Annotated in this window: 16 protein-coding genes; 7 read left to right on the forward strand and 9 right to left on the reverse strand. The window is 54.6% G+C overall.

Annotation, left to right across the window (positions count from 1 at the left end; all coding sequences use genetic code 11):
- Positions 1-437: 437 nt before the first annotated feature.
- The 3 genes from AC6RNO_RS17980 to AC6RNO_RS17990 form a co-directional block, all read right to left on the reverse strand.
- Positions 438-1,067 (reverse strand): hypothetical protein, encoded by a 630-nt coding sequence (locus AC6RNO_RS17980; RefSeq protein WP_474680474.1) that lies wholly within the window; start codon positions 1,065-1,067, stop codon positions 438-440.
- A 334-nt stretch (positions 1,068-1,401) separates the two neighbouring features.
- Positions 1,402-3,957, reverse strand: coding sequence for a response regulator (locus tag AC6RNO_RS17985; RefSeq protein ID WP_497106250.1), 2,556 nt, complete (start codon positions 3,955-3,957; stop codon positions 1,402-1,404).
- Between the two features lie 213 nt (positions 3,958-4,170).
- On the reverse strand, positions 4,171-4,392 hold the full coding sequence (locus AC6RNO_RS17990; RefSeq protein ID WP_488434677.1) for a helix-turn-helix domain-containing protein: 222 nt from the start codon (positions 4,390-4,392) through the stop codon (positions 4,171-4,173).
- Between the two features lie 87 nt (positions 4,393-4,479).
- Here AC6RNO_RS17990 and AC6RNO_RS17995 point away from each other — a divergent pair, with 87 nt between their 5' ends.
- The 4 genes from AC6RNO_RS17995 to AC6RNO_RS18010 all read left to right on the forward strand — a co-directional run bounded on the left by AC6RNO_RS17995 (position 4,480) and on the right by AC6RNO_RS18010 (position 8,115).
- A complete protein-coding gene (locus tag AC6RNO_RS17995; protein WP_497106251.1) occupies positions 4,480-5,253 on the forward strand; it encodes a DUF6483 family protein in 774 nt (257 codons plus the stop codon).
- Between the two features lie 72 nt (positions 5,254-5,325).
- The gene (locus tag AC6RNO_RS18000; RefSeq protein WP_488434679.1) at positions 5,326-6,057 is read left to right on the forward strand and encodes a class I SAM-dependent methyltransferase; all 732 of its coding nucleotides are present in this window, start codon (positions 5,326-5,328) and stop codon (positions 6,055-6,057) included.
- 10 nt (positions 6,058-6,067) lie between these two features.
- Positions 6,068-7,039, forward strand: coding sequence for an MBL fold metallo-hydrolase (locus AC6RNO_RS18005; protein ID WP_497106252.1), 972 nt, complete (start codon positions 6,068-6,070; stop codon positions 7,037-7,039).
- Positions 7,040-7,152: 113 nt separating this feature from the next.
- Positions 7,153-8,115, forward strand: coding sequence for a phosphatidylglycerophosphatase A family protein (locus tag AC6RNO_RS18010; protein ID WP_474680595.1), 963 nt, complete (start codon positions 7,153-7,155; stop codon positions 8,113-8,115).
- Positions 8,116-8,606: 491 nt separating this feature from the next.
- On the opposite strand, the gene AC6RNO_RS18015 is transcribed toward AC6RNO_RS18010, so the two are convergent.
- Positions 8,607-8,864, reverse strand: coding sequence for a hypothetical protein (locus AC6RNO_RS18015; protein ID WP_497106253.1), 258 nt, complete (start codon positions 8,862-8,864; stop codon positions 8,607-8,609).
- 445 nt (positions 8,865-9,309) lie between these two features.
- Here AC6RNO_RS18015 and AC6RNO_RS18020 point away from each other — a divergent pair, with 445 nt between their 5' ends.
- Entirely contained in the window at positions 9,310-9,741 is a 432-nt protein-coding gene (locus tag AC6RNO_RS18020; protein ID WP_474680597.1) for a DUF6398 domain-containing protein, read from the forward strand.
- Between the two features lie 204 nt (positions 9,742-9,945).
- Here the strand turns inward: AC6RNO_RS18020 and AC6RNO_RS18025 are convergent, their stop codons facing one another.
- On the reverse strand, positions 9,946-10,980 hold the full coding sequence (locus tag AC6RNO_RS18025; RefSeq protein ID WP_497106254.1) for an HD domain-containing phosphohydrolase: 1,035 nt from the start codon (positions 10,978-10,980) through the stop codon (positions 9,946-9,948).
- A gap of 352 nt (positions 10,981-11,332) precedes the next feature.
- Here AC6RNO_RS18025 and AC6RNO_RS18030 point away from each other — a divergent pair, with 352 nt between their 5' ends.
- Entirely contained in the window at positions 11,333-15,724 is a 4,392-nt protein-coding gene (locus AC6RNO_RS18030) for a DEAD/DEAH box helicase (RefSeq protein ID WP_497106255.1), read from the forward strand.
- 150 nt (positions 15,725-15,874) lie between these two features.
- Entirely contained in the window at positions 15,875-16,153 is a 279-nt protein-coding gene (locus AC6RNO_RS18035; protein ID WP_497106256.1) for a hypothetical protein, read from the forward strand.
- Between the two features lie 250 nt (positions 16,154-16,403).
- On the opposite strand, the gene AC6RNO_RS18040 is transcribed toward AC6RNO_RS18035, so the two are convergent.
- From AC6RNO_RS18040 to AC6RNO_RS18055, 4 genes are all read right to left on the reverse strand, one after another.
- Positions 16,404-17,582 (reverse strand): Ger(x)C family spore germination protein, encoded by a 1,179-nt coding sequence (locus tag AC6RNO_RS18040; RefSeq protein WP_497106257.1) that lies wholly within the window; start codon positions 17,580-17,582, stop codon positions 16,404-16,406.
- Entirely contained in the window at positions 17,569-18,669 is a 1,101-nt protein-coding gene (locus tag AC6RNO_RS18045) for a GerAB/ArcD/ProY family transporter (RefSeq protein ID WP_474680601.1), read from the reverse strand. Before AC6RNO_RS18045 ends, AC6RNO_RS18040 begins: the two co-directional genes overlap by 14 nt.
- Positions 18,670-18,694: 25 nt before the next feature.
- Positions 18,695-20,176, reverse strand: coding sequence for a spore germination protein (locus tag AC6RNO_RS18050; RefSeq protein ID WP_488434685.1), 1,482 nt, complete (start codon positions 20,174-20,176; stop codon positions 18,695-18,697).
- Between the two features lie 666 nt (positions 20,177-20,842).
- Positions 20,843-22,951 (reverse strand): molybdopterin-dependent oxidoreductase, encoded by a 2,109-nt coding sequence (locus AC6RNO_RS18055; protein ID WP_497106258.1) that lies wholly within the window; start codon positions 22,949-22,951, stop codon positions 20,843-20,845.
- Positions 22,952-22,959 lie beyond the last annotated feature (8 nt).

Here is a 22,959-nt window from a genome sequence, read left to right on the forward strand (position 1 = left end):
GGCAGAGGGAAAACCTGCAAAAGTGCAGGTTTTTTTCATGCGAATGGCTCATTTTGGCGAAAAGCCTGCGATTGTGCAGGAATTTTCGATGAAAATGAACCTGAGCCCCTGTTCAAAGCGAAAAGCCTGCACAATTGCAGGAAATTGTCGTGGCCAGCGCATCCGTCGTGCAAAAACTGTACTTTTGCAGGTTTTTCTTCGCGCAACTAGGCAAATGGTTCGGTCAGCTCTGGCGTGTGGGTTCCCGGGCAGCCTGCACTTTATACGCAAATAGAACGTAGTAGACGTCCACGGCGTCATAGGGTTTTCGCAGGTTTCTCCATCGGCTCGGCCTGCCATTCAAGTCTCATGCCTGCCCGCCATGCAGCGCCGCAAACGCCCTCCGGGCATGACAAAACCGCCGGATGTACCGGCGGTTTTAAAAGCTTGACGCTTATTCAGTTTGCTTCGCTGGACCAATGGACCGGGTCTTTATCGATCGGCATCAGATGATAGACGCCGTACGTTTTGCCGACTGCAACGAGATCCGCATACGTTTTGATCGTAACGGAAGTGCCGTCCGCTTTTTTGATCGAAGTCGATTTCGTAACCGGGGAGTTCATATCGATCGCATTGCCGCGAATATGATCGGAGTCAAGCGCAGGGGCCGCTACAATGCCGTAAGCGTTGACCATTTCCGTTGCGCCTTTTTTCGATTTTGTGTAGCTTTTGTCATCGTCGGGGTGTACCCACTTGATGTTGACTCCGGTCATGGCAGGGACATCTTTCGGACTGATCAGCCCTTTGCTGATTTTGTACGAATAGTGCATCAAATAGGCGCGCTCTTTAGGCCTTAAAGTAGCGTTCACCGTAACTGTGATGCCTGCGTCTTTCATTGCTTTAATGAACTTTTCGGCCTTCGGTTTGAAGCCGCTGCTCAAATCGTTGACACTGCTGGACCCGGGGAATTCCTGCACCCATCTTTTCCCGCTAACTCCGCTGTAAGTCGAGGAGGCGCCGAACGCTTGGGAAGGTAAGATGACTGTTACCGCTAAAACCAAAGTTAAAACAATTTTCCATAATTTCATGAAGCATTCCTCCGTTGGTATGGTTTGGGTTCGATGAACCTAACACCTTTATACCGGAGATGCCCAATACCGGACAGTATACGTGTGTTCCCCCGCACTTTTTGCCGGGGGGAATTTCGATCCCCCCCATAACAAAAGCGGTGATATCAAGCGGGCCTGGCCCATCACCGGCCGAAAGGAGCGGCAAAGCAGCGGCGCGATGCTCGCCTGGAGAGGCGCGCTCCGGGAAGAACAGGGAGAAGGCTGCTTCGGGGGGATGGCGCCGCTTGAGCGAACAAAAGCCCGCCTCGGAACCTTCCGGTTCGAGCGCGGGCTCTTCTTGTTCAGGGCGCGGTCAAATGATGTTTCTGCGCTTGGCTTGTACGGCCGCTTCCGAAAAAGAACGGGAAGCGAAATATTGATTGATCTTCCTGACATCTTTTTTAATCGTTTCGTACTTTACATACAGCTTATCGGCAAGCTTTTCCTTGTTCTCCTCCTTGAATTCGAAAGCCAGCCGCAAAAACTCGAGCTGCCTGTCTGTAAAAAACTGCTGTCTTTCTTTGCGCAAAAACCATCTGGACTGGATATGAGCATTGATCCGGTTGATTAATTCGAAGCGGTCAATCGGCTTGGCAAGATATTCGTCCGCTCCCGCATCATACCCTTTTTGTTCGTCATCGGCCCCCTTTGCCGTCAACAGGATGATTTTCAAATCGTCTACCGGCGGCGACTGGCGCAGCATTTTGCACAGCTCGTAGCCGTCCTTGTCCGACAGCAGCACATCAAGCAAAATTAGATCCGGGTAAACCTTATGCGCCATTTCCAGCGCTTCTTCGGCATTTGCGGCAAAAACCAGCCTCCACTGGGGCAGCTTGTTTAAATAATTCCGGATGACATGCCGGTCCGCTTCCTCATCCTCCACAACGAGGATCGTCGCTGTTTCCGGGTGAATCTCGGGATAGAACGCCGCTTCTTCCTCTTCGGCCGCTGCCGCTACTTCATGCTGCAAACCGCCATCCAAAACCGGAACGGGCAGCTCGCAAATAAGTTGGGAGCCTGCGTCGGGAACAGAGCGGATGGTTATCGTCCCGCCCATGAATTCAATCCATTTTTTGGCGATCGGGAGGCCGAAGCCTTGGCCTGGGTGCCCCGCAGTATCAAGAGACAGGATTTGATAAAACTCTTCAAAAATCATGTCAAGCTGTTCTTCCGGAATCCCATCGCTCGTATCTTCGATGCTGATTTGCAAAACATCCGGTTTCTGAACGGCGGAAATTTTGACGCAGCCCTGTTCCGTAAGTTTGAGCGCAATGCCGAGCAAATAAATGATAATTTGCTGCATTTTACTCTCGTCCGCACAAATCAGCATATCCGGAATTTCCCGGATCAAAGAGACCGAAGGCTTTTGCAGCGGGCGGAGCAGCAGCACGGCGTTGTCCACGGCGGATCTGAGCGGGAAAACCCGATCCTGCAAAACAATCCGCTCATTTTTCAAGCTGTTCCAATCGAGAATGTCGTCCACCAGCCTGTTCAGCTTTTTGCCGTTGGATACGATCAGCTCCAAGCTCCTGCGGGCATTTCCGCTTGCATCATCCAGCAAAGACTGGGCGATCCCGACAATGCCGCTTAGAGGCGTCTGCAAATCACGGGATGCAACCGTCAAAAAGCTGTCCTTTAACTTATCGTACCGGGAACGCGCTTCGTTGCTGCGCTCAATCTGCCGCTTGTACGCCCGAAACGTGTCGGTCAACCGGAACCGCAAAACGACAAACAAAATAATAAGCATAGCAAGCATACCCGCATGCAGCAAAGTAAACGGACTGTGCAGCACAAATAAAAACGACGCGACGTCATGAAGCGCGCATGCGGTTACGATGGCAATCGCGGCTAGAACAAGCTGGGCTTGCGCGCGGTTTTTCATTGCCTGCAAGAAAACAACCCCGAAAGTAATGAGCGCGGAGGCGATCATGAATAGTTGAAACGGGGCCAGCGTCGATTGGACAGGAATGACTCCGATTCCGGATAAAACCGCCGCGCCGAAAGCATACAGCAGACTTGCCTGCCATAAGCGCCGCAGAACGAAATAATGGCCCGCCCCCGCCGTATGGCTGACTAAGCAAATAAAACCCCCGGTACCCGCATAAAGAGAAGTCATTTCAACCCAGCTCCACAATAGAGGGGCATCAACAAAAAAATCTTTAATATCTAGCCGGGCAAACAAGTAGATGCTCAGGCAGAGGGCGAACCATCCGAAGGCAAACATAGCCGGCTCTCCTCGGGATTTTTTGTACATCAACAAGGCGACGATACCCGCTGTTCCGTATAAGAAGGAAAGCAGCGCCGCTAACGCTTCTTTTTTGACAAGCAGCAAAATCTGTTCGCTCCGTTCGCTGATTGTCGCTTCTCCAGCCACTCCGATGCGATCCCTCGTAGCCTGGACGCGGATTAGCAGCGTTTTGCCCGCGCTGTCCGGCGGAAGGGGGATCAGCCGGTTCGGAGTTCCCGCGTAAGCTACTTTCCCTGAAGGACGGATCGTTCCGAAGCTGTATATCAAGGACTTGTCCAAAAAAACCTCATAATTTCCGTAAATGATCAAATAAAGCCCGGCGTCCCGCCAAGTTTGTTCGGGCAGCTTCGTTTTTATCCAATACATCCCGGGATCGGCGCTCTTTTCAAACCGCTGCACCCGCTTTATCGGGCTCCATCCCTCTCCATCATACCCGGACGGATCGGACCAGAGCGGTTTGCCGTCTTCGCCCGCAGGCGAATCGCCTTCCCTGTATTGCCAATACGACAGCTTCAGCATGCCATTAGCGTCATGCGCCTTCTTGTCCAACAGAGATTTCCCATACGACAACAAATAGACCAAAATCATGCCCAAGATTACGATTACGATAAATTTCCTCATAATCCACCCCTCTATGCTGTAAAATTTTTGGGTAAAATTCCTATTTTTATTATCCCACGCCCAAGGTATAGGTCAAGAACAAAAATAGTCCCTTCTCCGTTTGTGGAGAAAGGATCCTTTGCACGATTGCTTTTTTCTCCACATAAAAAGCCCTCGAATCGCTCCTGGGTAAGAAGCATCGAAGGCTTACATGGATCCGTTCGCTGACCGGGATCAGATCTTTAATTCCCCAAGCTTGATCAGTTCTACAACCGCTTGTGAACGACCCTTTACGTTCAACTTCTGCATGACGTTGGAAATATGATTACGCACGGTCTTTTCGCTGATGAAGAGCTGCTGCGCAATATCTTTCGTAGTTTTGTCCTGCACTAAGAGTTCAAAGACTTCGCGTTCGCGGTTGGTGAGTAGAAACTTGTTTTTGTGGTCGCTGCTCATGGATGTGTGTCACCCCTCCTTGCTCGGGTATTGGGAAATACAAGGTATAGGGATACAGTCAAAATAGTTTATGAAGAGCCGCAATCAATGGTGCTGTCAATCGGCAAAAATGGGCGTTCTCCGCTTTTGAGTTTCATCCTGAGCCGTGGTAAGCTGAAAAGAGGTATTTTTGCCGGAAAGGAGACGGCTTCGATGTTCAGGCGCGACTATTTTATGCGGCAAATTGAGCAGTTGACCGTTACGCTGAACCGCATTTTGTTTCATAAGGAGCAGCATCAGTTTGGCGAGGCGCAGCGGCTGCTGGAAGAAGCCAGCAGGCATTTGCTGGGGTTGAATGTCCATTCCCTGCAGTCTTTGTCCTGCAAGGACATTTTGGATTTTTTGACGTATCAGGGCAATCTAGATTCGGGCAAAGCGCTGATCGTCGCGGATTTGTTCAGGGAGCAGGGCGACCTCCATCAAGCGGACAAGCAGCCTGAAGAAGCGTACGGGTATCATCTGAAATCGCTGGAGCTGCTGCTGATGCTGGACCGATTGGACGAGGAGGATCAGGCCGATATTCGCAAAGAGGCCGCTCCCCGCATTGAGCAGGCGCTCGAACGGTTGACACGCTTGCACCTGCCGGCGGAGGTGAAGCTGCTGCTGTTTGAATATTATGATGAGAACGGGCGATTTTCCAAGGCGGAAGATGTGCTGTTTCATTATATGGAGGATCACCCCGGGGATGAGCTCTTTATGGAGCGGGCCCGGTTGTTTTATGAGCGTCTGCTGCTTGCGGAGGAAGACGTTTTGCTTGCGGGCAATTTGAGCAAGGAAGAAGTGCTGGAAGGCTTAAGCCAATTGAATGAAAAATTCGGCTGATTGCTGATCGTTGGCGGCATGGCATGCGGCCCGGAAAATTTTATTTTTTTGCAGACAGAGGTGTGAGGGGCAATGGTTTGGTATCAGGAAAGTTTTGGGAATGATTATTTAGTCGTTTATAAGCACAGAGATTTGCAAGGTGCATACCATGAAGTGAAGAAAATGATGGACTGGCTCCATTTGGGCCGGGGGGCTCAGGTGCTGGATTTGTGCTGCGGCATGGGGCGCCATTCGATGGCTTTGGCCGAATTCGGTTATCAGGTGACGGGCGTCGATTTGTCGGAAGTGCTGCTGGCCGAAGCCGTGAAGCAGGACAGCGGCAAGCAGGTGGAATGGCTGCGCGGCGATATGCGGGAGGTGCCGCTGGACCGCAGCTTTGATGCGGTTGTGAATTTGTTTACTTCTTTCGGATATTTTGAAGAAATGGAGCAAAACGAGCGGGTTTTTCACGAAATGCGCCGCCTGCTGCGGCCGGACGGCAAGTTCATCGTCGATTACCTCAATCCTGAGCATGTGCAGGCCAATCTCGTTCCCCTGTCGGAACGGACGGAAGAGGGGCTTACGATTCGAGAAACCCGGGCCATTGAAGACGGATACGTCCGCAAGCGGATCGTCATTTCCGAGGAAGGCAAGCCGGATCGCCGCTATTTGGAACAGGTGAAGCTGTACGGCCGCAGCGAGTTTGAAGCGATGCTGGGCCGGGCGGGGCTGCATATCGATCATGTCTACGGCGGTTACGACGGCCAGCCTTACAGTACGGAGCAATCCAGCCGCATGATTTTTGTCGGACATCGGGAAGGATAAGGAGTCAAGAATGAAAACAGCTATCGATTGCAACGACTACATCGTTCAAGTCAAAGTTCCGCTGCCTTTCCCGCTGCGCTGGGTGAACAGCTACCTCGTCCGCGGCGAAGCCGGCTGGACGCTCATCGATCCGGGGCTGCGCACCCCGGATGCGGAGGCGCTCTGGCACGCGGTGCTGCAGGAGCGCGGGATCGCGTTCGAGCACGTCGAGCAGATCGTGCTCACTCATCACCATCCCGACCATTACGGGATGGCCGGCTGGTTCCAGGAGCGCACGGGCGCGCCGGTCCTCCTCTCGGAGGCCGGCTGGCGGCAGGTACAGCTCCTGTGGCAGGGCGAGCAGCCGATGTCGGCGCTGCTGCTCGATTTGTTCGCCCGGCACGGTTTGCCCGCCGCCGGGCTGGAAGAGATGACGAAGCACATGGCCAGCTTCGTCCCGATGGTGTCGCCGCAGCCGCAGGTGACGCTGCTGCGGGAAGGACCCGTGCGCCTCGGGGACCGGGCGTATGAAGCGATCGAGACCCCCGGCCATGCCGCGGGTCATCTGTGCTTCTACGACGCCGAGGCGGAGGCGATCTTTTGCGGCGACCACGTCCTGCCGCAAATATCGCCGAACGTCAGCTTCCTTCCGGAGGTGGAAGACAATCCGCTCGGCGCGTACCTCTCCAGCCTGCAGGAGATCGGCAGGCTGCGGGTGACAACGGCTTACCCGGGGCACCGGGAGCCTTGGTCCGATTTTGGCGCCCGCGCAGCGGAGCTCGTGCGCCATCATCATGAGCGGCTTGCACTCATGGAAGGGTACTTGCGCGAGGCGCTCAGCGCCTATGACGTCTGTCGCGCCTCCTTCGGCGACCGGCTGACCGTGCACCAGCTGCGCTTCGCGCTGTCGGAGACGATCGCGCATCTTGTGCTGCTGGAAGCGGAGGGCCGGATCAGGCAGCTGGAGCCGGGTGCGGACCGTATCCTATATATAGCGAATTAGAGGAATGCGAGTTTTCGGAAGCGAATGGGTATACGATGGTAGTCGGCGGCTTTGCTCGCGGGAGCGGGCGCCGCATTCAACCAGAAACGGCGTAGAAACGGAGGCATTCAGTCATGAGATCTTTTCTGAAAGAAAAATCGCTCGTCCTGAAAGAAATGAGGGAAGAAGTTTTCCACCATTTCCCGCAGGCGGATATTGAAACGGCGGTAGCCCGTTTATTGGTTGAAGTGAAAGGCATCAAAAAAATTCCTTACGAGCTGATCGCCGAAACTTTGCTGGGTGTGCTCGGCAAGACGGAAACGTACAATGTTATGACGACGCTGCTGGAGCTGGACAAGAAAGTGAAGCATGATCCCGAGCTGCTCGCCAGCATGAAAGACCCTGCCTATAACCTTCACCGGACGATTGCGATGTCCATCTGCGGCATGTACGGCAGCGGGGCGAGTTCGTTGTTCGGTTTCGTGGATTGCAAATTCCGGTTCTTTTTTCCGAATAAAAGGCCGAAATCGTTTTTGTCCAAAGGGATTTGCGCCCTCGTCGCCTCTACGGCCAGCGTAGTCATTTCCGAGAATGTAAAAGAGGACTACACTCAGCGCAACCTGGCGCTGCTGGCATCGCGCGGAGTGAAGCTTGACGATCTCGTGGATATCGTCGATATGCTGCAGCGGCCGTACACCCCCGACTTGGACCGCAAAATTTGCGAGCATCATGTGCTGGCCGTTTTGCGCAAGCAGCAGACGTTCCATACGGTGCAGTTGGCCATCAAAATCGACACGGCCGTGGAGCAGGGCGAATTCAACAAGCAGTACAACCATATCGTCGGCACCGATGAAGGGCTGTTTGGCGTGGATGAATCGATCGCGACAGCGATCCCGCTCATGTACGGCACGATCGCGCTTACGAACTTCGGCTATTTGGATAAAGCCAAAATCGGCATCATTAAAGAACTCGACAGCGACCATACAGGCGGCAAGTGCAATACGTTCGTGGACGATCTCGTATGCGGGCTCGTAGCGGCCGCCTGCGGCCGGCTGGCGCATAACAATATTTCAACGTTCAACAAACCCCAGGATTGATTGCAGTACGGTGAGCCCCTTTCTCCACAAACGGAGAAGGGGCTATTTTTGTTAAATTCATTTAGTAAAAATACCTATCCCAACATATAGGACATTGCTTGTTTTAATCTGCAAACGTAATTTCCATTGTTTCAAAGTCGGCTTTACATTTGGCTCTTATCATAAAATCAATGCCCAGTATGCCGTCAAAACCGTAAGACTCTTGTATGGATCCGAGTTGGATAGGAAAATCGTTTAAAGCAAAATGTTCAATTTGAAGCTCAGGGATGATCTGTTCATAGCAAATTTCACTTGTTCCCCTACTCCATACATTCGCTTTGCTCTTCCGTTTATAAAGTCAATGTAAATGCCAATCCGAGTAAGTACATCGGTATCAAACACCGTTGCGGCACATCCGGTATCGAATAAGACGTTCGGTAAAATAATCGATTGATTGTTGTGAGTTAAGGTCAAGGAGACAATAGGCAAGCCATACTGGAGTTGTATCTTCATTACCGTTGCCGTACACCTGAGAAAAACTCTTCAACAACCTCTACATCACTTCGGCTGGTGTGGAATACGTACAGTTCGCGTGTCGGATACAGCTTGTGAAAATGCTTGTACCCGCTCCACGCTTCTTGCGGATTGTCGTAATCCTGAATAACCGCCATATCCTCCAACTGACGCATTCGGTTATTGGTGCTTGCTTTGATCGCTTCCACTAATACAAAACGACCTGGGTGCAACCCAGTAATTTCTCCCCATTTCATCAGCTTCACCTCGCTTGGTTGTCTTTGTTTGATTATAGCATACACGTTAAAAGAGCAATGAATAGTATATAGAGCCCTTCCAAAATAAATATACTGAATAAATGGAAAAACCTGCGAAAGTGCAGGAATTTTCTGCGATAACGGCTCATTTAGGTGAAAAGCCTGCAAATGTGCAGGAATTTTTAACAAACATGCATGTTGAGCCCAGGTGCCGGCGAAAAGCCTGCACAATTGCAGGAATTGCGCGAGGCCAGCGCATCGAGGGCGCGAATTCATGTATTTTTGCAGGCTTTTTTCGTACCCGTCAGGCAGATTATAGGCATCGACTCTGGCATGGGGGATGCAATCACTCCCCTAATCCAGGGTGTAAACCTGTACTATTCCAACATGCTAGGAAGCGGCTAGTGAACTATGATAAACTCTAGTAAAAGGAGGGAGTATTTCAATGAAAGACCCGAAAATGCTCGAAAAGAAGGAGCGATTGCTCCAATTGGTGAAGAGCTTTTGTCAAGAATATTTGGATGAAGAGTACGAGCAATTGTCTACTAAAATGGTGGAAAAGCTTGGGCGCAAGCGCACGGTTCCCTTTATGTCGGGCAAGCTGGAAGTCTGGGCGGCGGGAATTATTCATGCAATAGGAACTGTCAATTTCTTGTTCGACAAAAGCTTTCTCCCTTATGTGACTGCCCAGGATATCTGTCAATATTTCGGTGTAGCTCAAAGCACTTCTTCGCAAAAATCCAAATTGATTCGGGATATGTTCAAGATGAGCTATTTGGATAATGAGTTTGGCACGGAAAGGTCACTACATAGCAATCCATTAAACCAGTTGGTATCCCTCGATGGGTTTATTATTCCAAAAAGCTTTTTTAAATAACGGGAAGCGGGGAAGCAAACGGATCCATGCAAGCATTCGACGCTTCTCATGATTCGGCCCGGCTTCCACGGTACTGCGTTCCTTCGATTCAGCTATTTTCAGTATTTTCATGGAATGCCTGCCTGGACAAGCCGAAAAAAGGGCCTTGCGGCTGCTTCAACAGCCCGCTCGGCCCTTTGCTGCGGATGGCGCTCCCGCTTACTCTCACTGCTGGAGCAGCCTCAGCTTGCTTTGATCGGTCAATGCTTTCAGGAATTCGTCGACTAATACAGGATCGAACTGCGTGCCCGCATTTTGCCGCATTTGTTCCTTGACTTCATTGATGCGCAAGGAAGGCCGGTATACGCGATTGGAGGTCATCGCGTCGAATGCGTCGGCGATTGTGACGATGCGCACCTGCAGAGGAATTTCGTCCGCTTGCAGCCCGTCCGGGTAGCCCCTTCCGTCCATCCGTTCATGATGCCATCTGACTACAGGCATGGCGGCGTCGGAGTCCGGAAAAGCTTTCAGCAGCTTGCAGCCGAGCAAGGGATGACGCTTGACGAATTGCTTTTCGTCCTCGCTCAATGGCGAAGGCTTCAGCAAAATATTGTCCGGGATCATAATTTTCCCGATATCGTGAAGCAGCGAGGCGATTTTGATCTGTTCGATGGCGGGTGCGGGCAGCCCGATCCTCGAAGCCAGCAGCGAGGCATAAAACGCTACATTATAAGAATGGTCGAAAGTGAACTCGTCTTTGATCTTGAGCATGTTGAACAGGCCTTCGTATTTGGTGTAATGATGCAGCTGCTTGCGGAAATGAATTTTATCGATCAAATGTTCCATGTGCAGACGGATCAGGTTGCATACGCCGAGGGCGTCTTCCGAAGGCTGCGTTCTTTCGTCGAAGCAAAAAGCCAACGTTCCGACGTAACCGTCGCATTGGAGCCTGAACGCGAACAGCGCGCCATACTCGATTCCGGCCGTCTGGGCGGGGATTGCCGTAATGACATCGCTGCCCTCAGGAACGGCGTAGAACAAATTCGTCTTTCTCGAAGCTTTGATCAATCCGGACAGTTTGTTTGCGGGAATATTTCTGGTATAAGAATCCATATGCTCGACCCCGCGTCTCTTGTCAAAAAGAAAAATGCATATTTGCTCGCTGCCCAGCAAGTACTTGGAAAATCTCTGCAAATGCTCCAGAGACTCAGTGATTGAATCGGAACGCACGACACTTTTAAAAAAGTGCAAATTATCCATCGGACCCTACCTTCTCGCCCAGTTAACTTTTATTTACTATAGTATAATTATCCATATACTTGCGCATCCCCTTCTTGCCCGAAAAAAAATTGAGATAAACCTCTATCGAGGTCTTTCGAAGATGAGCGACCGCGTTTAGAGGTAGGTTTATTCGCCAATAAGAATGTGTTCTACGCGCTTTAGCGATGTAAAGAACTTAAACATTCTTATGTGGTAAGAAAACCTAACTATTCGGCCTTGCCGAACTTGAGCGGGAATAAGAGCCGTGACTTAAGCAAAATGCCTGTCTGTCTGGAACGGGAAGATGAGATATGCTATCTTGGAAGAAAATGTGAGCGAGGAGATGTCGGTAATGACACGATTTTTGCAGGATGAATACGGCTTCCATCCGGTTTTAGCGGAGTGGTTCGCCTCCCGGTTCGGAGAACCGACCGACGTTCAGAGGCAAGCCTGGCGGCAAATTTCGTCCGGACATCATACGCTCATTTCCTCCCCTACCGGATCGGGCAAAACGTTGGCCGCTCTACTGCCGTGCCTGGATCAAACCGCCAGGCGGAAAATGCAGGACAAGGACGGCTATGCCGCCGGTGTCCGCACGCTCGTCGTTACGCCGCTGAAAGCGCTGAACAACGATATCCATCATCACCTGCTGCAGTTTATGGAGGAGATCCAGCATACCGCCGAGTCGCTGCAGCAGCCGGATTGGAAGCCGCTCACAGCCGGCGTGCGCACGGGGGATACGAAGCAGAGCACGCGCGCTTCCATGCTGCGGACGCCGCCGGATGTGCTGGTCACAACGCCGGAGTCGCTGTATTTGCTGCTCACTTCCCCGCGGGCAAGAGAGATTTTGCGGCGCGTGGAGCGCATCATCGTGGATGAGATCCACGATTTGGCCGCCGACAGGCGCGGCATGCATTTGTCGCTCTCGCTGGAGCGGCTGGATGCGTGGTGCGGCCGGAGCGTGCAGCGGATCGGCGTGTCGGCCACGCAGAAGCCCATCGAGCGCGTCGCGCAGTTTCTCGGCGGCTGGGAAGTCGAAGGGCCGCGGCATGTGGCGATTGTCGAAAGCAAAGCGGACAAGCGGTACGAGCTGCGGGTGACGATGCCGGAGCCCGCCCGGGCCGGAGCCGACAAGGAGGCCGTATGGACGCCTCTTGTCGTCAAGCTGCTGCAGCTGATGGAAGGCTGCAGCACGGCGCTTGTGTTCGCGAACAGCCGCAGGCTTTGCGAACGGCTCACTTTGCGGCTCAACGACCACGTCGGGTATGAGTACGCAAAGAGCCATCACGGCAGCGTCGCCCGCGAGAAGCGGCTCGAAGTCGAGCGCATGCTGAAAGCGGGCGAGCTGCGCTGCCTTGTAGCCACCTCGTCGCTGGAGCTCGGCATCGACGTCGGTCATGTCGATCTGGTCATCCAGATCGACTCGCCGTTCAGCGCGGCCGCCGGCATCCAGCGCATCGGCCGCGCCGGCCACGCCGTCGGCGACGTCAGCCGCGGCGTGCTGCTCGCGCGCAGCCGCAGCGTGCTGCCGGAGCTGGCCGTGCTCGGCCGGCGCATCGCGGCGCGCGACATCGAGGCGATCCGCATCCCGCAGGGCGGCCTCGATGTGCTGGCGCAGCAGACGGTCGCCATCGTCAGCCTCGGCGACGACTGGGACGCGGCGTCGCTCGCCGGTCTGCTGGAGCGCAGCGACAGCTTCCGCGGGCTGCCGCGCGGCAAGCTTGAGGCGATGCTCGAGGTGCTCGCCGGCTTCTATCCGTTCGTGCGGCCGCTGATCGAATGGGACCGCACAACCGGCCGGCTGCGCCCCCTGGCCGTAACGCAGATGGCCGCGCTCACCGGAGCGGGCACGATCCCGCAGAGCACGGCGTACCCCGTGCACCATAGCGACACCGGGCTTCATCTCGGCGAGCTCGACGAAGAATTCATCCAGGAGTCGTCGGTAGGCGACGTCTTTCAGCTGGGCACGGCTTCCTGGCGCATCGTCCGCATCCGGCCGGAGCGGATCTACGTCCGCGAAGCCGAGAACCGCTACAGCGAAATTCCGTTCTGGCGCGGCGAGGCCGGCGGCAAATCGTTCGAGCTCGGCATGCAGACCGGCGCGCTGTGGAGGGAGCTGCAGGCGCGCCTGCACATGCAGCCGGATGGCGCCGCCGGCCCCGAGCCTGCCACGAGCCGCACAGCCGCCGACGTGGGCGTCCAGGAATGGCTGATGCGCGAGTATGGCATGGATACGGAAGCCGCCGATAGCCTGATCGGGCTCGTCCGCAATCAAATGGCCGTCGCTCCGGTGCCTACCGACCGCACTTTCGTCATCGAGACGTTCCTGGACGAGCAAAATCATACGCATTACATTGTACACAGCCTGATGGGCCGGAAGCTCAACCGGACCTGGCTGATGGCCATCGGCCGGAAGCTGGCGCAAGCCGGCTATTCCGCACTATATACGAATGCGCGGGATAACGGGATCGAGCTTATTTTTGACGGCTACGACGAAGCTATTGTGCAAAGCATCATGTCGCTCGCATCCGAACAAGCCGAGACGCTGGTCGTCGAAGCGGTCGCCCAATCCGCGATGTTCGGCGGGGCGTTCCAGCGCCTGGCCGAAACTGCGCTGCTGCTGACCCGCAGCTTCACGCGGATGCCGGCCTGGAAGAAGCGGCTGCGCGGCCAGGAATTGCTGAAGGAGGCGCTGCCGTTCAAGGAGCGGTTCCCGCTTTTTCAGGAGGCGATGAGGGAATGTCTGGAGGAACATGTCGATATCGGGCATCTCAAGCAGGTGCTGGATGGCGTGTCCCGCCTGCAAATCCGCTTCGCCGTGCAGCGCAGCCATTTTCCGTCGCCGCTTGCCGGGCAGTTCCAGGCCGACTACGTGCAGACCCGGCTGTATGAGTCGGATGCGCTCTCTCAGGACTTGCAAATCGAGCTGCTCGGATTCAGCCGGCGGATGGCCGCCGACGTGTTCGGTGCCGAAGCCGTACGCAATGCGGTCAGCCCGCAGGCCATCGCCGCGGAAGAGCGGCGGCTCGCCAAAGCCGACGCGCCGCTCGGCGCAGCGGACGACGTGCTCCGCTATTTGAAGGAGCGCGGAGAGTCTACGCTTGCCGAGCTGCTGCAAGTGCACGCTTTGGACGGAGAGCTGCTGCCGGAATGGCTGCGGCAATTGCAGGACCGCGGCGTCGTCGCGACGACGGAACTGCGCGGCGCCGCGTATTACATTTGCAGCGACGAGAAGGAGCTGTACGCGTCCCTCGCCGATTCGGACAGCGCGAAAACGTTTATTTTGCAAAGGTATGCCGATGGCAGGCTGTCCTTCAAGGTCGAGGAACTGTCGGACCGCTATGCGCTGCCGCCGGATGCCGCGGCTGCTTGGGTCCGCGCGGCGGCGGAAGCGCGCACGCTGGAAGCGGCTCCCTTTGCCGACCCGGACGTCGAGGAGCTGTGGACGAGCAGCAAAGTCGCATCGCGGCTCATCCGCATGTCGCTGCAAGCTTTCCGCCGCAACGGAGAGGCGATCTCTCCGCAGACGTATTTGCGGCACATGCCGCTGCGCCGCAAGCTGGCCGCAGCTTCGGAGCATACCGGCGCAGAGCGGCTGCGCGGAATTATCGGCGACCTGCAGGGCTTCTTCCTTCCGGTTTCCCTCTGGGAAGCGGCGCTGTTTCCCGCCCGTCAGCCGGGCTACCGGAAGCAGGACCTGGACTTACTTTGTTCGTCCGGCGATATTTTTTGGATCGGCAAAAAGGAGCCTGACGAAAAAGAAGGCAAAATCGCCTTCTTTGCGGCCGAAAGCGGTTCGCTGTTCCAGCCGTGCCTGTCGGCGGCGCAGCTTAGACCGGCCTCCCATCCGGAGCTGCTTGGCCTTCTGGAACAAAAAGGAGCCTGCTTTCTGAGCAAGCTCGGCATCGAAACCGGAAGGCCGCCTTCGGCGCTGCTGGCCGAGCTGCTCGATCTCGTCTGGGACGGCCGGGCGGCCGGCGATCAGTTCGCCCCGCTGCGCCTGCATGCGCAAGCGGGCACTAAAAAGCCCGGGAAGTTTCAGTCCGGGCTCGGCCGCTGGTACCCGCTTGACATCTTTGGCGGCTCCGGCTACGACAAAGAAGCTTCGGCCGCGGCCTGGGTCCGGCATTTGCTCGACAGCTACGGCATCATAACCCGGGATTTGGCCGCCGCCCTCTGCCCGTTCCCCTGGGAAACGCTGCTGCCGCTGCTCCGGCAGTTGGAAGAATGGGGGCTCGTCGTGCGCGGCCTGTTTATTCAAAACTTGCCGTATTTGCAGTTCGCGTCCAAAGATTTTATTACGCTTCTTCATCAGGACGCGGGCCGGGCTCCGGCCCTGCAGGTGCCGGCCGGGGAGCCCGTTACGCTAATCTGCTCCGTTGATCCGGCTAACCCGTTCGGTCTTCTGCTCCCGTGGCCGGACTATCCGGGCATCTCGTTTGCCCGCAAAAACGGCAACTATCTCGTCTTCCGGGGCGATCAATGGCTGTACTGGATCGAAAACAACGGAAAGCGGATTTATCAGACCGGGCAAGCCGTGCCGGTCGACGAAGCGGAGGTTGGCCAACTGCTCAAGACGGTTTTCCGCTTGTTCATGAAGCAAAACCATCTCCGCAAAATCGTCGTCGACAGTTGGAACGGCGTCCGCATCGCCGAAGCTCCCGAGCGGCAGTACTTGCAGCTGCTGGGCGCCGAAAAGGACCGCGCCAGCTATGTGCTGTGGCCCAGCCAGCTGAACGGCTGAACGAAATTTTTGCCGCCCGAGAAAGTCGCGATAATCTGCGAGGGTTTGGGGAAGCAGCGGGGCTAATTTGGAGGACGACCACTTTTTCCGGGCGCACACCTCCCCTTGTGAGGTCGCGGAACTGAACAAAATGAGTAGGGAGACATCGAGGTGGAAAAAAACTGCAAAAGTGCAGGTTTTTCCTCTGAAATCAGCTCATTTTGGCAAAAAACCTGCAAAAGTGCAGGAATTTTCGCTGAAAGTGAGCCTGAGCCCATCTCCCCGCTGAAAAGCCTGCACTTTTGCAGGAATTGTTCGTGGCCAGTGAACAAGGACGCAAATTCATGTATTTTTGCAGGTTTTCTTCGCGCAGCCAGGCAGATTATGGCTACCTCCCCTAAAGTGGAGGGTTTTTGGGCAGCCTGCACGTTTGCAGGCTTTTCGACTTAACGAGCCATTTTCGCAAGTTTTCCCATCGGCTCGGCAGGCCGAGCCGTCTCATAACCTCTCGCCTACCTCACGCCCCCGCCTCGCCGCGCAACAACCCGGGTCGTGAGAGGCCCGCGCCGTGTCCAAAGCAAGCCCCCTCATGCTCCCGCCGTGCAGTTTTTAAGCGTCCGCATAAGGCCGCGGCGCGGCTTTGCCGGCCTGTTCGGGTTTGCCAAGCTGCACCCGCGGCCTTGCGGTTTGCTCCGAGCGGTCAGCCTTTCTTCGTTCCTCTCGTGCCATACTCGTTAATTTGCATCTTTACACGGACATTTACGGACGCTTTACCAAACTCGGTATCCCAATTGTCCTTGACCCGTTTCCAAACTTGCGGATATTTAATTTCCAGCTTTTTCCCAAACCCGGCCACATCTGTTTTCAAGTCCTTTTGAATTTTGGCGAGCGTTTTTTCTACAGATTCCTTGACGGATAATTCCGCGGCCTGCTCCGCTCTTTTTACAAAATCCTCTTCAAGAGCGTTTCCGGGGATGGCCCAATCTTCCCTTAATCTGCCTTCCGATTGAATCATGACGTCAAAAGAGATGTTATCCCCATCGACTTTAGGTTTGACGGTTCTTTTTATTTTTCGGACCTCGTAGACGACCGCCGCTCCGCTTTTGGGTTCTATGCCTTTGACGATCCCGTCCTCCTTCCTCTCCCCTCTCAGCCAATTGAGCCCAACGACCTCCTTTTCATCCAGCAAACCGACCATTTTCGCCTTCTTTCCGCTGATGACGGCCGCTCCGGAAATTTTCGATTCCTTGCCGAAAGTTACGACCCGCTGAATGACGAAGCTATTTTTCCCGCTCAAATTTGCCGACATGTCTCCTACTTTCATCGCGGATGTCATGAGCAGGGTCTTATTGAATTCATCGACCATCCCTCTTAATCTCAGGGCCGGATTGTCATTGATTCCTTGCTTTTCAAAAACGCTGTTTACTTTTCCTTCGGATATCACGATTCGGATCGATCTTCTTGCCTCTGTATTGCGAAGCAGGAAGTTGATCATATTTTGCAGTTCGAAAGTCCGCGCTACCTCCTCGCTAATTACAATCACGGCCAAATGCTCATAGCTGGGAATGCGGGAAATCCTCGTTGATACCTCTTTAATATTATCGAAAACGACGCTGCCTTCGCTGGCGAGGTTGACATAGTTCTTGACGGCGAGCCCGCCTTCCTTGGCTGCGAACCTCTTGGGTATGGCAATATGATGAATCATGGACAGCCTCTGCTCGTCAGGCATGGTCTTTGTGCTGTTTTCCTTGGCGGGCAAATCAAATCCGATCCCCAGAACTATGCCCACGTTCTCGATCTCAACCCTGTCCCAGCACCCTGCGACGGGAACGAGCAGCAGAAGGGAGGACAGCATGAGGACTCTTCTAGCTTTTGACAAGGCGGTTCCCCCTCAGCTTTAACAAAAGCAAAAAATACAAAGGCATAGCCATCGAAACAAACAAAACAACGTTTCCGACCATGCTGCCGAACTTGAACACGCCGTTCAAATCACGCGGAAACATGGCGATCATATAAATCACGGGCAGAATGGCAAAGACAAAGATCCGGTAATCCTTATTCAACAATTGCCCTATTCCGAGGCTTGCCGCATATTGGTACGGTACGAAAGCCGTATACATCGACAGCACCCACAGGACGGAAAACATCGATTCGAACCGCTCGAAGAAGCCCCCCGGCAGTTCAATGTTTTTGGCTACCGACATGGTCGGCCATGTGGTCGTTTTCACTTCTTCTGCCGTCAGCGTACCGATCGAAAGCAGGACAATCAGCGTGTAAAAAACAACGACGACCCCGATGCCGCTTAGCGTAGCTTTCACCGCTTTCTGCGGTTCTTTCATGAAAGCCGTAAATAGCAGCATCACTTCAAAGCCGCTGTACGCTTGAGCGGAGGTCTTGATTCCCTTCAACACCGGCGCCCATCCGCTGCCTAGAATCGGCCGGATATTGTCCGTCTTGAAATCGCCCAAGCTGGCCAGAATAAGCGCGACCAGGATAATCAAAATGACCGGAAAGTACAGTTCGGTCACTCGCGCGATACAGCTTATGCCAGCTAGCGTAACATAAGCCGCAACACTCATAAATGTAATGATGATCACTTCAATAGGGGTTGTATCCAGCAAGTACATGCGGATCACTTCGCCCATCAAGCGCACCAGGTATGCGGAAGCAAAGGTGAAATACAGAACGAAAACGATGCCGTGGCATATGCCCAGCCATTTCCCGGCTATCGTCCGGCTGTATTGAAAGAACGTTTGCCCGGGAAAATGTTGGCTCAGCCTGGCAATTGCATACCCCAGGAACAAAACGATGATTCCGCTCAGAAAGACGGCAATCCAGCCGTCAGAAGTACCGACGTCTCGCGTTTCTCCCGACGGGAGGATGAGAATTCCCGTTCCGATCATGCTTTTCGCTACAAGCAAGGAAGCCTGTGTAGCTGTGAGCCCCTCTTCGCTTTTTATCGTCATGGCATCTTCTCCCGTTCGTTTTCTGCTACTGCCGCGTGCGGTCCTGCGGTTTATTCATCTCTGGCCGGCGTTTCATCATATGAAGAGGCAGCCTGAGGAGCAGATCTTTCCAGTTGCTCACATGAATAGGAACGAAGGGCTCCAAATAGCCTACTCCAAAGCTCTTTAGCTTCGACATATGGACCGTTATAATGATAAACAAGAGGATAATCCCGTAAAGCCCCATTACAGCCGCCGCCATCATCATGGCGAAGCGCAGCATCCGGATGGCAAGCCCTCCGTTATACTGCGGTATGGCAAAAGAAGAGATTGCCGTTAACGCCACTACAATCACCATGATCGGACTTACGATGGCGGCTTGCACGGCGGCCTGGCCGATGACCAGCCCGCCTACTATGCTGACGGTTTGCCCGATCTGTTTGGGCAGCCGAAGCCCTGCTTCGCGCAAAATTTCCAGCGTGATTTCCATAATCAAAGCTTCTATAATCGACGAGAAAGGAACCCCTTCCCGCCCCGCGGCGATGGAAATCACCAGCTTCGTCGGAATTAATCCGTGGTTGTAAGAGATCAAAGCGATGTAAAGAGCCGGCAGGAACAGAGCGATAAATGCCGCCCCGAACCGGAGAAGACGAATGAGCGAAGACGGCAGCCAGCGCTCGTAGTAATCCTCGGATGACGTTATGAGCATATAGAACGTAACGGGCATCAATAAAGCAAACGGAGTTCCGTCCACCATCAAAGCTGCGCGGCCTTCCATCAGGGCGCTGGCCACCCTGTCCGGACGCTCCGTATTTTGTATCTGCGGGAACGGAGACAGCCAATTTTCCTCCATCAGCTGCTCCAAATAGCCTGATCCGGCAACCTCATCGATATCGATGCGTTCGATACGGCTTTTGATTTCCTCCACCAATCCTTCGTTGGTCAAGCCTTTGATATACAGGAGCGACACGTTTGTTTTTGAACGTCTTCCGACCTGATAATTAATCATCGCTAAATTGGGATCTTTGATTCTGCGGCGAACGAGCGCCATATTTTGGCTCAAAATTTCATTAAAGCCTTCCCTCGGCCCCCGGACAACCGCTTCCGATACAGGCTCCTCGATCGACCGGCCTATCCAATTGGCAGTGCCCAAGATGAACGCTTCCGGCAGGCCCTCTATAAACAGAACGGCGTCTCCTCCCAAAATCTCGGACAGACATTCTTCCAAAGATTGAACCTCACGAATTTGGGCTAAGGAAATAACGGAGTACTCCAGGCATGCCTTCATTTCTTCTACTGTAATCGCAGCATCGGGGTCAGGCAGATCATTTGCCCTCATCAACGGTTTGATCACCTGCTCCTGAAGAACAGCCTTATCCACCAAACCTTCCATGTAAACGACACTGGCTTCCCAATCGGAACGGTTTATTTTAAACTTGCGGAACATAATGTCCGGCCTGTGCCCTACGCTTTCTTTGATCATTTGCAAATTCTCATCCAGGTTTTCCGTTAAGTTATATGGCGTCATCGAACTCACCTTTTCTTCCGATCATTGCCTTGCAGCCAGTGGGATATTCTGGATATCGTAAACGGAACGGCAAAAACGGCAAACGCTCCCATCCATGTATCCCATTTTAGAAAATAGTCCGCTGCCTTGGGAAACATATCCGAATTCCTCTCTTTATTGTCAAAATGTTCTATCGTTATTATGCCAAAATGTTCAAGATTTATTTTGGAGCACCTCTGCAAAAAAACCGGCACGCCGGGCCGGCGGGAAAACCTGCGATTGTCAGGCTGCCCGAGCAAGTCGCGACACTCTGTAAGGGCTAGGGGAGCGAGTGTGGATAATTAGGAGGACAACCGATTTTCCGGGCGTACGCCTCTCCCCGTGCAGGTCGCGAACCGCACAACTGGGCAGGAAGCAGCTTGCCAGGGAGAAAACCTGCGAAAGTGCAGGTTTTCCCTCTGGAATCGGCTTGTTTTGGCGAAAAGCCTGCGAAAGTGCAGGAATTTTCGTTGAAAGTGAGCATGAGATTATGTGTTCGGCGAAAAGGCTGCACTTTTGCAGGAATTGTTCGCGACCAGCGGATGGAGAGCGCAAATTGATGTATTTTTGCAGGCTTTCTCCCCGGCCGGGCCGCAAAAAAAGGACTGCAGACAAGCGGCGGCATACCGCTTGTCGTGCAGTCCTTTTTTATTCGGCGCGTTCCACTTTGACCGCGCAAATTTTGAATTCCGGCATCCGGCTCGTCGGATCGAGCGCGCCGACCGTCAGCTTGTTGACGGAAAGTTCGTCGCCCCAATGGAACGGCACGAACACCGTCCTCGGCTGAATCCCTTCCGTCACCTTCACCTGCAGCGCGATCGAGCCTCTGCGGCTCGTGATGCGGATTTTGCCGCCGATGCCGAGTCCGATTTTGCCGGCCAGCCACGGATGGATTTCCGCGACAGGCACCGGCATTTTTTTGTTCAATCCTTCGGTCCGCCGCGTCTGCGCGCCGCTTAAATAATGATTGGACAGCCGTCCGGTCGTCAGCACGAACGGATACTCCGCATCAATCGGTTCGGCGGGCATTTTGGGTACGATGCCGAACATTCGGGCCTTCCCGTCCGCATGGTAGAAGCCGTCTTCGAACAAATACGGCGTTCCCGGATGCTCCTTGGACGGGCAAGGCCAGAATAAACCGTTCTGCTCCTTCAGGCGGGCATACGTGATGCCGCTGTAATCGGCCTTGCCTCCAGCGGACGCCCGAGCCAGTTCGTCAAATACGTCTTCAATTCCAGTATATTGAAAATAAGCTCCTCTTCCGAGTTCCTCCGCCAGCTCGCAAATGATTTGATAATCCAGCTTGCTGTTTCCCGGCAGCTCCAGCGCCTTGCCGCGATGAAACACCCGGCCTTCGAGGTTCGTCAGCGTCCCTTCCCCTTCGAGAAAAGAAGAGCCGGGAAGAAGATAATCCGCGTACTTGGCCGTTTCCGTCTCGAACATATCGACTACGACCAGCAGCTCCAGCTTCTGCAAAGCTCGCTCCACCATGGCGCTGTTCGGACTGGAGACGATCGGGTTCGAGCCGAGCACGATGAGCGCCTTGATCTCGCCTTCGTCGGCTTTTTGCAGCAGCTCGTAGGCGGAGACGCCCTTTCCCGGCAGCTCGCCGGGATCGATCCCCCATACCCGGGCGACATGCTCCCGGGCTGCGGGGTCCTCGATCAGGCGGTATCCGGGAAGCTGGTCGGCCTTCTGGCCGTGCTCGCGCCCGCCCTGGCCGTTCGCCTGCCCGGTTACGGCCCCGTAACCGCAGCCTTTGCGCCCGATCTTGCCGGTCACGAGCGCCAGATTGATATAGTTGAGCGTGTTCTCCACACCGTTCACCTGCTGCTCCAGACCGCGGGCCGTCAGCACGATGCCGGTCTCCGCTTTGGCAAAGCCGCGGGCGATCGTCCGCACGACGCCCTCGAGTACCCCGGTCAGCTCCTCCACGCGGGCAGGAGTGTAAGCTTTTACCGCTTCGGAGAGCTGCTCGAAGCCGGCTGTGCGGTCCCGGACGAACGATTCCGCATACAGCTTTTCGCTGACGATGACGTGCAGCAGTCCGTTGACAAATACCGAGTCAAACCCCGGCTGCAGGCGGACGTGAATGTCCGCTACCTTCGAGGTCATCGTATTGCGGGGATCGATCGTGACGATCGTTGCGCCTTTCTTTTTGGCATCCAGCAAATAAGGCATCATGGTCGGCTGGCATTCGGCAATGTTCGTCCCGGCCAAAATGATGTACTTCGCATTCGGAATTTCGGAAAGCGGCATCGTCATGCCGCGGTCCAGCCCGAACGCCTGATTGCTCGCCGCCGCCGCGGAGGACATGCAGTATCGACCGTTGTAATCGATATATTTGGAGCGCAGCGCCACGCGGGTGAATTTGCCGAGCAAATAGCTGACCTCATTGGTCAGCGAACCGCCGCCGTAGACGGCAACGGCATCCCGCCCGTACGCGGCTTGCAGCTCCTTGATTTGCTCCGCAATCTGCGGCAGCGCTGTGCTCCATGGCACAGTCTGCCAGTTCCCCTGCCCGGCCGAGGTCCGCGCCAGCGGCTCCGTAATGCGCTCGGGATGGAGCACGTGGTCCAGCGCGTTCAGCCCTTTTTGGCACAACCGGCCTGTAGCTACGGGAAAGGTCGGGCTAGGTTTGATCGCGACGCCCGGGCTCTTGTCCCCGGGCACCAGCTCCAATCCGCACTGCATACTGCAAAAGCAGCAGTGGGAGGAGGTTTGTTCTTTCGGCAATACCGTCAGCGCTGCTTGCACGGCGCCTC

It is taken from the genome of Paenibacillus sp. sgz302190 (genome assembly GCF_059820445.1).